Here is a 13,741-nt window from a genome sequence, read left to right as displayed (position 1 = left end):
TCATCTTGATGATTCATCCTCCAAGAGGTCTCTCTCCTTATACAGAAAATAACCTAATAAAGTGTAAAAGTAGAGAGTAAGGATCTTCTCTTCCAATACGTTATAGAATAGGGCCATGAGTAAGGCGGCAATAGTAAGGGAAAAGAGGACGGGGGTGATGGTTTCACTCCTTCTCTTCCAAAGCTGAATCATGATCCCGACTATAAAGAATAGAACAAATAACGTACCGATCGTTCCAGTTTGAACAAGGAATTGTATGTATTGATTGTCGGAATACATGCGATCGGGTAATCCGTATTGATCTGATATGGGAGAACCATAGCTTAATGTGGCCGAATCACCAAAGGTCCCGAATCCGGTACCGATGACAGGATGCTCCATATAAATGTCTATTCCCTTGAATACGACATATAACCTGCCCCATTCTGTACTTTTTTGAATAATGTCATCCGAAAAGATTTCCTTGAACCGATTTGAAAAAGTGGATGATGGGCTTTGTTTGGTATCATTATGTTCCATCTCATCTTCTATGTCATGTTCATCGACTTGAGAGGAGGGATTCGTTCGGTCAGGACTTTCTTGCGCTACATATGTCTTGGCGGCATTGGCGGGATAATAAATGATACATAAACCAATAACCACTATTACGACAAAGGATTTAAGCATTTTCCAGTCTTTCCTTAATAGAATGTAAAGGATGAACGCAATCCCAAACGCCAATATGGAACCTCTTGAGTAAGTAAGACAGAGAACTCCGAGCATGAGTATAGCAGCACTGATGAGTGGCCATTTATATTTATGAAACGTTTGGTAAGCATACAAGGAGGCAAATAGACAGATGGATAAATAGGTGCCTAACACATTCGGATTCGCTGTAAGGCCATATACTCTCATCTCATTGACAGAAGACAAATTCCAATTTTCCCAAGCCACCGGGACGAAAAGGGTTCTTGATGAGATGAATTCGATCAATCCATGGATCGAGAGAATCGTACCCATGATGACTGTTATACCGACAAAACGCTTAATATCCTTACGGGTAAACGTGAGTTCTCCCAGGACGAAAACCAGTAAAAACGTAATCAGAAAGGCTCTATTTTGAAAAACAATCGCCTTAAGTTCAACCCCTGTAGTAAATGCAGCGATTGTCCCAGTTAAACAGAATAATATGATTCCGCTCGTCACAAGATATTTTGTGAGTCCCGTGAAGGTCTTCTTATGCTTTATGTATTCAATGATTGTCAGCACAAACAGAAATACAATGACGACGTCTCCTAAAAGTTTAAAACCATTATTAATTTCTATTAGAAATGGCCTAATAGGGAAGTATACAAATAATAGCAGTAATCCACTCTTCTTTTCCTTCCACACGAGAAATAGTGTCAAAACGATCGACACGAGTGACACGGCCATATGTGTGAATATCAATGGCAACAGTATACTAATGCCGAAGAGAAGCCCGAGATGTTTATTCTCTGTAAACAATTAAATTCCACCCTTCAATCTACGTAACACTTATCTAAAGGTTACTTCTAGTATTAGCTTAATAAACGAATTTATAGTTTTATTTAATTTTTTGTAAAGATTCATAAAGAAACGATAATAATTTGATTACAATTCTAAAAAGGGACCGTTTCTATTTTATTATAGATGCGGAACGGAAATTCCTTTATTTATGATGTTGGATTACGAATTGTCATTTTACTGTAATCATTCTTAACAGAATAACTATTTCAGAATGAACGCACCTAAGATAGAATGAACATGAGAGAAATAGGAAAGGTAGTCGGCCATGAAGAATGAATCAGTGCAAATATTAGATATTCCTTTCGTGAATAAAACAAAGGATGATATAGTAAATGACCTTTATAATCAATATCTGAAAGAGGAGAAAAAAGCCTTTATCGTAACGGCAAATCCGGAAATCGTCATGCATGCACGTACAGATACAGATTACCTCTACACATTAAGTAAGGCGGATTACATCATTCCCGATGGCATAGGTGTGGTCATTGCCTCCAGACTGAAGAAACAGCCTCTGATCGAGAGAGTGCCGGGGTTTGAACTAATGGAAGAGCTCCTGGCTTTATCCAATGAACATCCAATTAAAGTATACATCGTCGGGGCGAAACCAGAAGTACTGGAAAAAGCAGTGGTCAATGTGAAGAAAAAATATCCTAACCTTCATTTGGTTGGATACCATCATGGTTACTTTGAGGATGAGAATGAAGAGATCATTCATGAGATCCAGGAATCTGAACCCGATTTAGTATTGGTTGCACTTGGCTTTCCGCGACAAGAGAAATGGATTAAAGAAAATATGAGCCGCGTCCAAAAAGGGGTCTTCATCGGAGTCGGGGGCAGTATCGATGTACTCGCCGGACATGTGAAGAGAGCTCCTGTAATCTGGCAAAAGGTTCATCTGGAATGGTTCTACCGCCTGCTGCAGCAACCATCAAGATGGAGAAGAATGGTGGTCCTGCCACAATTCATCTTTCATGTATTAAAGTCAAGAGGATAACTTATAGTGGAGAGGAGGATTTGATTCATGAAGATATTACATCTCAATGCCGGAAACGAAAGTGGTGGAGGCATGTATCACATCCTTTCTTTACTAAATGAGTTAAACCGGGAAGAGTTCTATTTAGGTGTTTTTGAAAAAGGTGAAATGTACGATCGTGCCCGGAGTCTGGATATTCAGACTGTATTATTCAATCAGAGCTCCAGGTTTGATTTTTCAATATTAAAAGAGATCATACATTTCATTCGGTTAAACAGTATCGACATCATTCATACCCATGGAGCAAGGGCAAATTGCTACGGGGCAATGATACGATCTTTTGTCGATGTAAAGTGGATGGTGACCGTACATAGTGATCCGAGAGATGACTTTATGGGAAGAGGTTTATCAGGGAAGCTTTATACTTTTCTAAATCTGAAAGCTCTAAAGCAGGCAGACCATCTCCTGGCCATTTCAGACCGATTTAGGCAAATATTACTGGATAGGAGCATTCCCGATGAGAAAATCACCACTATTTTAAATGGTATCGATTTCGATAAAGAATTGGAAGCGCCACTTACAAGAGAGGAATTAGGGGTGAAAGATGGTGATTTTACAATCATTATGGTTGCAAGGCTTGAAGCAGTCAAAGGTCATAAGATAGCTTTGAAAGCCGTGCGGAATCTGATTGAAAATCATCACACTAACATAAAAATCCTCCTGATTGGTGATGGCTCTGAAAGGGAAGCTTTGATAAAGTATTCAGAAGAACATGGGATTTCCGGCCAAGTCGAATTCCTGGGACACCGGAACGATGTAGAGAGAATCTACCCCATTGCGGATGTAGCGATTCTGACCTCATACAGTGAAAGTTTCCCCTTGGTTCTACTTGAAGCGGCCAGGGCAGGTGTTCCGGTCTTGACAACGGACGTCGGAGGGGTGGATCAGCTCATTCCGGATGATAGCTACGGCTGGATCATCCCCGTTGAAGATTCAGATCAACTTACGGAAAGTCTTGAATCGGCCATGAGAAAAAAGGAAGAGGGAACCCTCATCCTTATGGGAGAAAAAATAAAAAAATACAGCAAAAGACATTTTTCGGTAGAGCAATTCGCCAATAACGTTTATAATGTATACTTGAAGCTAGGAAAGTAAATTGAGTATGTATTAATTACCTGTTTCGCAAGTAAAGGTACCGGGTAGATTAACTACAAGAGGTGTGACAATGATGTTAATTCTAACCTTAATCATATGTTTTTTGTTAACTTTGGGGATAACCCCGTTTGTGAAGAAATTTGCCTATAAAGTGGGCGCCACGGACCAACCCAATGTCCGTAAAGTCCACCAGAAAATAATGCCTCGTCTTGGAGGTCTCGCTATCTATATAGGGTTTATCGCAGGATTTCTGATTTTACGTCCTGAAGACCCTTATGCAGGAGCGATCATCCTGGGAAGTGCTGTCATCCTCTTAACCGGGATGGCGGATGACATCTTTGATTTATCTCCCCGCCTTAAATTATTGGGGCAGCTGACAGCGGCGTTTACAGTGGTACTTGGTGGAGTTCAAATCGAATTCATTAACCTGCCTTTTGGTGGTGTGCTGGAGTTCGGTATGTTCAGCATTCCGATTACCATCCTCTGGATTGTGGGGATTACTAATGCAATCAATCTCATTGATGGATTAGACGGACTGGCTGCAGGAGTATCGACAATTGGGCTTGCGACAATCGGTTTCATGGCGATGCTTAAAGGTGACGTCTTTGTTATGTCCCTCGCATTGATCCTGATTGTCAGTACACTCGGATTTCTGTATTTCAACTTCCACCCAGCGAAAATCTTTATGGGTGATACAGGAGCACTGTTCCTTGGATACATGATTGCTGTACTCTCCATGCTTGGGTTTAAAAATGTTACTATGATTTCCCTTATCGTTCCGCTTATTATCTTAGGTGTACCTATTTCAGATACGTTCTTTGCGATCATTAGAAGAATTGTCAACAAAAGTCCATTATCTGCTCCTGATAAATCGCATTTGCATCATTGTTTATTGCGGATTGGATTTACACACAAACAAACCGTCATCATCATTTATGCGATTGCAGCGATGTTCAGCTTAGCGGCCATCATATTCTCCATGTCGACGCTGTGGGGCGCAATGATTGTGATAGCGGTACTACTCATAGCAATTGAGTGGTTCATCGAGAGTATCGGACTTGTCAATTCAAATTATCAACCGTTGATAAAGTTCGTTAAAGCGAGAGCGACAAGAAAATAATCATGAAAAAGAGTAGAGACTCATTTGTTCTCTACTCTTTTTTTGGCTCTTTTCGCAACAAGAAGAAAGTAGTAGTTGATTTTCGCTACAGGATGCTTGCTTTCCGCGGGGCTGGCGGTGAGCCTTCTCGGCTTTGCCTCCGGGGTCTCACCATTCTGGACACACGTATGGACAGAATATAGGCAGCTCTTATGTTAAACACAACAACCCTTGCGAAAAGAGCCTTATTTTTAGATGAAAAATAAAACCTGCAGATGGGTGTCTGCAGGTTTTAATCATTATCCATTATTCATAAGTAGCAGAAGGAGTCTCTTCTTCACTCTGTTCAGAGTAATCAATATCTCCAGCTGTTGCTCGATTGACCTCAAGATGATCTTGTAATTCAATACTCGTATTGGCCAGGCTGGTATCGTCCAATAACCAATAATACACATTTTCAATATAAGTATCCTCCCCTTCAAGGGAAAGAGTGTTCAAGTCCAACTGTTTCTTTAACCCGTAACTGGAAAGAGCTTTCATCTCGTTAAAGGTCATATTGGTTTCCATATTGTCCCCGATGGCTTGGATGATATCATCGTATTTGGTCAAGGCATTGGCAGATACTGCTTTCTTCATCACGCCTTTAAGGATTTCCTGTTGACGTTTACCACGCTCGATATCATTATCCTTTTTCCGGGTTCTGGCCAGTGCTAAAGCTTCTTCCCCGTCCAGAGTTTGCATTCCGGGGAGTAAATGAATGGCGTTTGCTTTATCTTTTGAATTTTGCTCATAGAGTTCATATGGCACTTCTACATTTATGCCATTTAGTGCGTCTACCACGTCGATGAACGCATGGAAGTTCATTTTCACATAATAATCGACAGGTATATCAAACATGGTTTCAACCGCTTCAATGGAAGCTTTAGGTCCACCATACGCGTGTGCGTGGTTAATCTTCGTTTTGTATCCTACTTCTGGTAAATAAACATAGGAGTCACGGGGGATACTTACGAGTTTAACGGACTTTTCCTTTTCATTAAGGGTGGCGAGCATCAAGGCGTCGGAACGGGTTGATGAACCAAAGTTACGAGTATCACTTTCATCGACCCCGATAAATAAGATGGATACATTATCGATGTTGGGATCTACCTTTTCCTCCCGAAGTTCGGATTTCTCGCGGCCGTCTATATTATTGTAGGAATCGTTAAAGACGGTTTCAGCTTTTTTATACAACAGTGCGCCGTATCCAGCAACAGAAAACGTGACGATGAGCAGGGGGATGATGAGAAAGAACACAATCCTTCTCCTGCGTTTCTTCTTTTTCATACTATTACGATAATTCCGTTCAATCGACATATATAGAAAAACTCCTTTTTCGAGTAGTCACACCAATAAACAATATTCGACGTATTATATCAATTTCTATTGTACTACTTTACCTATAAAATCGTAAAATGAAATTTATATTACAAGAGGGACGGAACTCGAAATTCGAGGTCCGTCCCTTCAGAAGTACTATATCGATGACTCCAAGTATTCTACATTACCCTCGGAAATTTCACCCTGCCCATTCGTAAGCTCCGTCATCCAATCCACAAACTGCTCCTTAGAGGCTTCTTCCACATACACATCAATCTCGACAGCATCTAGGTAATGGATTTCTTTCAATTGAAAGGTAGACGATCTTACTTCATTTTCAACTTTACCTAGCCAGGTATAGTCGATCTTCGTTTTCATCACCCTCATAAGACGTCTTTCAACAATCCCGGTAGCGTTGAGGCCTTCAGACGTTGCTCGCCCATACGCCCGGATAAGTCCGCCGGCACCAAGTTTGATTCCCCCGAAATAACGCGTCACAACGACGACTGTGTCTTTGAGGTCGCGCTTTTTTAATACTTCAAGCATCGGAACCCCGGCGGTGCCACTCGGCTCCCCGTCGTCATTTGCCTTTTGAATCAGGTTGTTTTCACCAATCATATAGGCAGAGCAGTTATGATTGGCATCATGATGCTTCTTCTTGATAGAGGTGATGAATTCCTGTGCCTCTTCTTCGGATTCGGCACGATTGACATAGGTGATGAATCTGGAACGTTCAATATTGATTTCATGCTCTCCGTAACCCTTGACAGTATTATAGTGATGTAGCAAACTCATTTCTCCTTTCCCTCTTGTCGCAGCTCCCGACAAAATACGCTCTTTTCTCCTAATACTACTATATATAAAAATGATGCATAATGCACAAAATGAGAGGCACATAGGGTATTGTGTCAGGTAAAAACTGGTTCTGCATGAAATAATGGTAATACAATGTAATAAAACTTTAATCTCCGACAATATGTGACATGGTATAATGGACGCTGATAGTAATACTTCAGTTGTTCCCAAAGCTCTGAAAGGGAAGCCGAATGGTCTAGATAATTCCCATTCATTCTCTTATGTTCCCGGAGCGAATGATCCCTTGGTAGAGGTATTACATAGGAATATGCCTAGATGAATAAAGGAGTTTTGTGATTTTACATGGAATTGATAATAGGTACGGATTTATAGGTGGGAGCCTAGGTCTTAGGTTACATTGAAAAGACTGAAGCATCAGCTGAAAAATGCCGATTATTGCTATGTAAGTATAGTTTTACATGAAGCTTTATTCTAGGTTGACTACTATTGTGGAACAAAAGAGGGGTGTACCGTGTCACTTAAAAAAATAGACACCAAGATGTTAGATAGCATCCTGAAAAAGATGGTCGATACGGTTGACGAGAGTAAGGATGAAATCTTTCAGATTGGCGAGCAATGTCGAACTGATTATGAAGATTTGATGAAAGAACTGCTGGAAGTGAAAGAAATGGTTTTGAAAGTGATTGATGAAGGAGATCACCTCCAACAGAAATCGAAGTTTGCCCGACTCAGACTTTCTGAAGTAAGCAAGCATTTTCAAACCTATTCAGAAGATCAGGTAAGAGAAGCGTATGAGAAGGCTCATGACCTGCAAATGAAGCTATCCATGAATAGACAGCAAGAAAAGCAATTGAGAGACCGTCGGGATGAACTGGAAAGACGGTTACACGCACTCGGGGACACGATTGAACGGGCAGAAAATCTTTGCTCGCAAATATCCGTCGTTCTCAATTATTTAAATAGTGACTTAAGGCAAGTGAATGAGGCACTGGAGGACGCGAAACAGCGTCAGGATTTCGGTCTTCAAATCATCGAGGCACAAGAGGACGAGCGAAAACGCTTATCCCGTGAGATTCATGATGGTCCTGCGCAAATGATGGCCAACGTCTTAATTCGTTCCGATTTAATCGAGCGGGTTTTTCGTGAAAAAAGCACAGATGATGCCATCCATGAAATACGCGACCTCAAACGGATGGTCCGCTCAGCCCTATATGAGGTCAGGCGCATCATTTACGACCTCAGACCAATGGCACTTGATGACCTGGGGTTAATTCCGACCCTCAAAAAATACTTGAGTACAATCGAAGAGTATAACCAGGAGACCTCCATTCAGTTTGTGAATATGGGACTCGATATCAGACTTCCTTCCAAATTCGAAGTCGCTCTGTTCCGATTAGTACAAGAAAGTGTTCAGAACGCACTTAAGCACGCTGAAGCGACACATATTCAAGTTAAAGTAGAAGTAAAGAAAGACCAAATAACAGTTGTTGTAAAAGACAACGGCAATGGATTCGACAAAGACAAACAAAAAACAGGATCCTTTGGTATCATGGGGATGAAAGAACGTGTCGACCTTCTTGAAGGAGACATCACGATTGACTCAAAAGTAGGGACAGGAACGGTGATACTGATCCAGGTTCCACTTAATAAGTAAATTTTTCCAAGGTTTAGGGAGGCGAAAGACATGGCAACAAATATTGTTATCATTGATGATCATCAGCTTTTCAGAGAGGGAGTAAAACGAATCCTTGAGTTCGAACCTTCTTTCAACGTATTAGCAGAAGGCGATGACGGTTCAGAAGCCATGAACCTAGTTGAAACACACGAACCAGATGTTGTCCTGATGGATATCAATATGCCTGAAACAAACGGCGTAGAAGCAACGCGTGAGCTGATGGACAGATACCCGGATACAAAAGTCATCATCCTATCCATCCACGATGATGAAAACTATGTAAACCATGCGTTGAAAACAGGAGCACTGGGTTACCTATTAAAAGAGATGGATTCAGACGCCCTTGTTGACGCCGTGAAAATCGTCGCAGACGGCGGCTCTTACGTTCATCCGAAGGTAACTCATAACCTGGTAGCAGAATACAAGCGCCTGGCAAACGCCCAAAACTCAGGTGGATTCCAACAATCCGAAGTTCGCCGCCCGCTTCACCTATTAACGCGCCGCGAGTGTGAAGTACTGCAGATGCTTGCAGACGGTAAGAGCAACCGCGGAATCGGTGAAGGCCTATACATCAGCGAAAAAACCGTTAAAAACCATGTAAGTAATATTTTACAGAAAATGAATGTGAACGACCGTACTCAAGCAGTGGTAACTGCGATCAAGAACGGTTGGGTGGAAGTACGATAAGAGAGAATTGTGTATTGTTAATTTGTTGTTAAGAGAGCGGTCCTTCTTTTAGAAGGGCCGTTTTTTTGGTTTAGATAGTTGTGAGGGGTTTATTGAGTCTATGGGCCGGTTCAGGGGATTGAAATTTGTAACTCTAACAGGCTTCTAGGCATAATCATGCAGGTTTGAATAAAATCGTGCGGGAATTCAGATAATCGTGCGAGAATTGAGTTTTTCAAGCAGGAATAGGAAAAGTCATGCCGCGCTTGAAATCTAGTAAATATCGAGAAGAGGAGGGAGGTTATCCAACGGGTAGTATAAGTGACACTTCTGTAAAAAATCCCTTGACCAAGGGATCGAAATCCAAACCTTGGTCAAGGGATATACGAGTAATCTACTATTCTATCTTGATAAAGTGATCGAACCGACAGATTTGTCCTTAGCTTGATCATTCACCAGTACCTTTAACCCGTAATGACTGATATTACGTCCTGCATCTGGCAGATAGGAGTTATTGTAATCCTTCCTATCATTAAATAAAGGAATTCCACGTTGACTTGCAAGTGTCAGGGTTTGATCAGGATAGACCAGGTTCAATCCGGAAGTTGGCATGAAGTTGAACGCCGCATCTGCTACATGGTAACGAGTCGAGGCTTCTACACCTGTGCTCCATAATAGATTGGTATCATCATGTGCATCTACTACTCCTAAGAAACCGTCCCCTGGATGGAGACCCGTCCAGTTATCTGTAAAGGTGTCATCTACATACCAAACGACCAGACCACCATCATAGCTCATCAAAGAATTTCCACGTGCGATATTGGCGAGTCCTTCATCTACACCTTGATGGTTGCGCCATTCCAATAAGTAATAATGATCAACATATTTGTTACCGTCAAAACGTTCAAATCCATTTAACGTGAAAGGAGTCGTTGTACTTTCAGCTCCATCTTCCACTACTGTTTCTCCATCTGCCACGACCTTAATATTATCAGTGAAGAAACCTGTGAGTGTTGTACCCCAGTCTGTTGCATAACGGAATCTCAGCTGGATTTCTTGTCCGGCATATTCAGATAAATCGAATGATTGGGGCTCCCAGCCATCTGATGTTCCTGTGAAACCAGGCATAGAATCCAATATAGTAGGATACCCCTCAGCTACCACATCATCACGTGTGTTTTCATTGCCTAATGATTTCCAGCTTTCCCCATCATCAGTGGATACTTGCACAAATCCGAAATCCCATTGTGCTTCAATATCATACCAGGCGTCAAACGTCAGCTCAGCAGAAGACTTGCCTGTTAAGTCAACATCCGTCACCATATTCGTGTCCATTTCATCTGCTTGTCCGCCCCAATACTCATGGCTTCCGGAAGCAGGAGTATTCACGGCTGTCTTCTTCTCAGGCAGGTTTACTTGAATCGCCTGATGATTTTGGCCGTTAGGAGAATTTGCCTGATCGAGCAAGTAATTCGTGCCTTTTTTCTTTATATCTTCAAAGTCAATGACTAAAGGTTGTGTCCAATTTCCACCCAAAGTGGATTGTAAGTAGGACTTTGCCCAAGGAGAAAAGCCTGTTGGTTCTGTCCCGGGAATCTTACCTGCCCACGAACCTGCAGACATGATAGACCAATACCCGACGGCATCCCCCGCTCCAGAATAAATCGTATCGTATTCATCCGGTAATCCTAAGTCATGACCATATTCATGAGCGAATACACCAGTAGCCCCATCTTCCGGCATCATCGTATAATCATAGAATCCAGGAAGACCGTTTCCAAGTCCATCATTGTCAACGAAGACAGCGGAACGGTGAGACCAGATGGCATCATCGAATAAAGAACCGCCTCCAGCTTCCTGACCCATACCTGCATGAATGATCTGTAAGTGGTCAACTAATCCATCCGGCTCCCAATAGTTCCCGTCACCATCTAAATCGTGCGGATCTTCTAAGTCATAATCCTCAAGGGGAATTCCTGCCGCAATCGCTGCAGCATAAGTATCTTTTACTAATTGCTTAGAGCCACCAGGAGTCACATTGTCATGTCCTCCTGAAGCTTGGTCTGCTCCATAATATTTCGCTGTCCCAGGAACCTTAAGCCATCCGTAAGCATTCCCTTCGATTGTATAAGTTCCGCCTGATTGTTCTTCATAGTATTGCTTTTGAGAAACGAAATTCTCACCATTAGGGCCGGTAACGCCGTCGTCTCCAAAGATCATCTCTTCGAAGTGCTCCTTGTTGTAATCCTCATAGTAGTTATCCGTTTCACTCGGTTTGATATTGTTATGTTCGAAATCCGAGTATTCGACCATAAGAGTGAGAAGCTTTCCTTTTTTGGCCACACCTGGTGAAGGAGATTCACTCACGGGATCCGGGTGCTTCTTGCTTCCTTGTAATTTACCGCTGTTTTTCTTTGTAGCGTCTTTGAACTTCTGATGCTTTTCAGATTCTGCTGCCTTCGCCTTAGGAGCGATGGGATCTTTTACGTTAGCATCTTCCATTTTCTTCCCTTTTAATTCAATATACTTTTCCAACTCTTTTTGCTTGGTAGCATCAGAAGCTTTCGATGATATCTTCCCTTGCTTGATCAATGAGGCTAATAATCTCTCATCATTGATCAAAGCCGCATCCAACGTCCCGATAAAATGTGAATGTGAATCCGATTCTTTTACATGGCTTTCTGTCACTACACTTGCCGCAACAGATGAACTTACCGGAATACCGGCAAATAAAGTTCCTGCCATCACAACTGAAGTGATACCTGTTTTGAATAACTTGTTCATGCGAAACCCCCTAATTGTTTTTTGGTACATTACCATATTATTCTATTAAAAATCACAATGGTAGAAGAGTTGCTCATCAAATTACGACATATTGAGGGGATGCTTTTCCATGGTGCAGATCCATTCTCGAACACATTTGGGAGCTCCAAACCTTATCATGGCTTGCTTTTTACCTAAGGACATTTTGGGAGAAACCTTAGAAAATTTTGTCGTTTTTTAACGAACGTTTTTGTTCGTTATAAAGTTGACACTTTTATCCAAGTCTAGTAAATTTGTGAATACAGGCGATAACTACAATAGGAGGATGTGATGAATTGAAAAGAAAAATGTTGAAAATATTCACTTATCTCCTGTCGATATCTGCTCTATGCTGCATTGTATTTCTCTTATTCGTCTCCTATCAAGCGCAAAAAGAGCCTACTAAGATACCATCTTTTTTTGGGTACAAGCCATTAACGGTCCTGACAAATAGTATGGAACCGAAGATCAGTGCGGGTGACATGATTTTTGTAAAGGAGACAAATGCCGTCGAAGTCAAGAAGAACGAAATCATCACCTTTCATACGGCGGATCAAAAGGTCGTGACCCACCGTGTGGTTCAGGTAACCCCGGAAGGTTTTCTGACAAAGGGTGACAATAACAATGTAGAAGACAGCTGGAAGGTGCAGCCGGATAAGTTAATCGGGGAAGTCGCCGTCATTCTGCCGAATGCAGGATTCGTGGCAAAATTCATTTCCAGTAAGCTTGGGTTTTCTCTGTTTGTTCTGTTGCCATTTCTTCTCTTTATTCTGATTGAAGTATTTGAGCGGACGAACAGATATTTTAATAGAAAAGAAGATACTGTCTCTACAAAGGTATAATCGTACCCGGCTTTAATGAAAGAAAAAAATATAACAAACTTTGAGGAGGAATTTTTCACTATGAAATCAGTTAAAAAAGCATTATTGGCAACATCTTTGGCAGGAGCGCTAGTTGTAAGTGCAGGATATGGTACATATTCTTGGTTCACGTCCAGTACATCAGCAGTGGGGACCATCGATACAGGAAATCTATCTGTAAATAACGGGGAAGCCATTTCAACACCATTATTCACAGGGGCAAAGTTTGCACCATCTCAAGTGGTTTATGGAGATTTCGTTACTTTGGAAAATACAGGTGATTTGAAACAAAATTTAAAATTAACCTATACGGGTTCAGTGGATAAAGCTTCGGCAGATCCATACAAAATCTACTACATGGCCTTCAAATATAAAGCGAAGCCTAATATGGACGAATTGAACGATTGGAGAATGCAATGGGAAAAAGGCTTCTTTAATGGGAACCACAATCCACAAATGAGCATGGCTAAATCTGCGGTTGCCACATTGCCTAAAGGAGTAGAGGTCATTACCGGGGAAGCGACAGTGGAGGAAGCGCAAGCCATGTCGGCTCTTGCAAAATCTTCTTCAGGTGGAGAGAAAACCTTTAAATTTGGGAAAGACGAGTTCTTTACACTGGAAGAGGATGAATACATCACAATGGCGTTCGATGTGAAACTTGACCAAAGTGCAGGGAATGAGTATCAAGGAGCAAAATATAGTGGTAATCTAATGGTACAGGCTAAGCAGACAGACCAGGGGGCAAAGTTCGAAAACAAGAAATAAGGTACAGAAAGATGGGGCAGTCGCTCACAGGCTGCCTATCTCTA

Annotated in this window: 11 protein-coding genes; 7 read left to right on the top strand and 4 right to left on the bottom strand. The window is 41.7% G+C overall.

Annotation, left to right across the window (positions count from 1 at the left end):
• Complete coding sequence (locus ACYH0O_RS23525) at positions 1–1,485, bottom strand: O-antigen ligase family protein (RefSeq protein ID WP_482630559.1); 1,485 nt, start codon at positions 1,483–1,485, stop codon at positions 1–3.
• Positions 1,486–1,792: 307 nt separating this feature from the next.
• On the opposite strand from ACYH0O_RS23525, the gene ACYH0O_RS23520 reads away from it, so the two are divergent.
• The 3 genes from ACYH0O_RS23520 to ACYH0O_RS23510 all read left to right on the top strand — a co-directional run bounded on the left by ACYH0O_RS23520 (position 1,793) and on the right by ACYH0O_RS23510 (position 4,775).
• Positions 1,793–2,521, top strand: a complete 729-nt coding sequence (locus ACYH0O_RS23520; RefSeq protein ID WP_482630558.1) for a WecB/TagA/CpsF family glycosyltransferase — start codon at positions 1,793–1,795, stop codon at positions 2,519–2,521.
• A gap of 27 nt (positions 2,522–2,548) precedes the next feature.
• A complete protein-coding gene (locus tag ACYH0O_RS23515) occupies positions 2,549–3,655 on the top strand; it encodes a glycosyltransferase family 4 protein (protein WP_482630557.1) in 1,107 nt (368 codons plus the stop codon).
• Positions 3,656–3,728: 73 nt separating this feature from the next.
• Positions 3,729–4,775 (top strand): glycosyltransferase family 4 protein, encoded by a 1,047-nt coding sequence (locus ACYH0O_RS23510; protein WP_482632654.1) that lies wholly within the window; start codon positions 3,729–3,731, stop codon positions 4,773–4,775.
• Between the two features lie 285 nt (positions 4,776–5,060).
• On the opposite strand, the gene ACYH0O_RS23505 is transcribed toward ACYH0O_RS23510, so the two are convergent.
• Positions 5,061–6,110, bottom strand: coding sequence for an LCP family protein (locus tag ACYH0O_RS23505; protein ID WP_482630556.1), 1,050 nt, complete (start codon positions 6,108–6,110; stop codon positions 5,061–5,063).
• Between the two features lie 159 nt (positions 6,111–6,269).
• Positions 6,270–6,902 (bottom strand): YigZ family protein, encoded by a 633-nt coding sequence (locus tag ACYH0O_RS23500; RefSeq protein ID WP_482630555.1) that lies wholly within the window; start codon positions 6,900–6,902, stop codon positions 6,270–6,272.
• Between the two features lie 538 nt (positions 6,903–7,440).
• On the opposite strand from ACYH0O_RS23500, the gene ACYH0O_RS23495 reads away from it, so the two are divergent.
• Together ACYH0O_RS23495 and ACYH0O_RS23490 are read left to right on the top strand one after the other, a co-directional pair.
• The gene (locus ACYH0O_RS23495; protein ID WP_149154755.1) at positions 7,441–8,583 is read left to right on the top strand and encodes a sensor histidine kinase; all 1,143 of its coding nucleotides are present in this window, start codon (positions 7,441–7,443) and stop codon (positions 8,581–8,583) included.
• A gap of 30 nt (positions 8,584–8,613) precedes the next feature.
• On the top strand, positions 8,614–9,291 hold the full coding sequence (locus tag ACYH0O_RS23490) for a response regulator (protein ID WP_149154754.1): 678 nt from the start codon (positions 8,614–8,616) through the stop codon (positions 9,289–9,291).
• 381 nt (positions 9,292–9,672) lie between these two features.
• Here the strand turns inward: ACYH0O_RS23490 and ACYH0O_RS23485 are convergent, their stop codons facing one another.
• Positions 9,673–12,054 (bottom strand): immune inhibitor A domain-containing protein, encoded by a 2,382-nt coding sequence (locus ACYH0O_RS23485; RefSeq protein WP_482630554.1) that lies wholly within the window; start codon positions 12,052–12,054, stop codon positions 9,673–9,675.
• 314 nt (positions 12,055–12,368) lie between these two features.
• Between ACYH0O_RS23485 and ACYH0O_RS23480 the strand changes: the two genes are divergently transcribed.
• A complete protein-coding gene (locus tag ACYH0O_RS23480) occupies positions 12,369–12,914 on the top strand; it encodes a signal peptidase I (protein ID WP_482630553.1) in 546 nt (181 codons plus the stop codon).
• A 60-nt stretch (positions 12,915–12,974) separates the two neighbouring features.
• The gene (locus ACYH0O_RS23475; RefSeq protein ID WP_482630552.1) at positions 12,975–13,697 is read left to right on the top strand and encodes a hypothetical protein; all 723 of its coding nucleotides are present in this window, start codon (positions 12,975–12,977) and stop codon (positions 13,695–13,697) included.
• Positions 13,698–13,741 lie beyond the last annotated feature (44 nt).

It is taken from the genome of Rossellomorea sp. H136 (assembly GCF_056838065.1).
The sequence above is the reverse complement of the archived record's forward strand: the minus strand, read 5'-3'. Positions and strand labels throughout refer to the sequence as shown.

Coding starts and splice junctions, on each gene's coding strand:
- ACYH0O_RS23520 (WP_482630558.1), top strand. CDS start 1,793: ATGAAGAATGAATCAGTGCAAATATTAGATATTCCTTTCGTGAATAAA.
- ACYH0O_RS23475 (WP_482630552.1), top strand. CDS start 12,975: ATGAAATCAGTTAAAAAAGCATTATTGGCAACATCTTTGGCAGGAGCG.
- ACYH0O_RS23490 (WP_149154754.1), top strand. CDS start 8,614: ATGGCAACAAATATTGTTATCATTGATGATCATCAGCTTTTCAGAGAG.
- ACYH0O_RS23485 (WP_482630554.1), bottom strand. CDS start 12,054: ATGAACAAGTTATTCAAAACAGGTATCACTTCAGTTGTGATGGCAGGA.
- ACYH0O_RS23505 (WP_482630556.1), bottom strand. CDS start 6,110: ATGTCGATTGAACGGAATTATCGTAATAGTATGAAAAAGAAGAAACGC.
- ACYH0O_RS23515 (WP_482630557.1), top strand. CDS start 2,549: ATGAAGATATTACATCTCAATGCCGGAAACGAAAGTGGTGGAGGCATG.
- ACYH0O_RS23510 (WP_482632654.1), top strand. CDS start 3,729: ATGTTAATTCTAACCTTAATCATATGTTTTTTGTTAACTTTGGGGATA.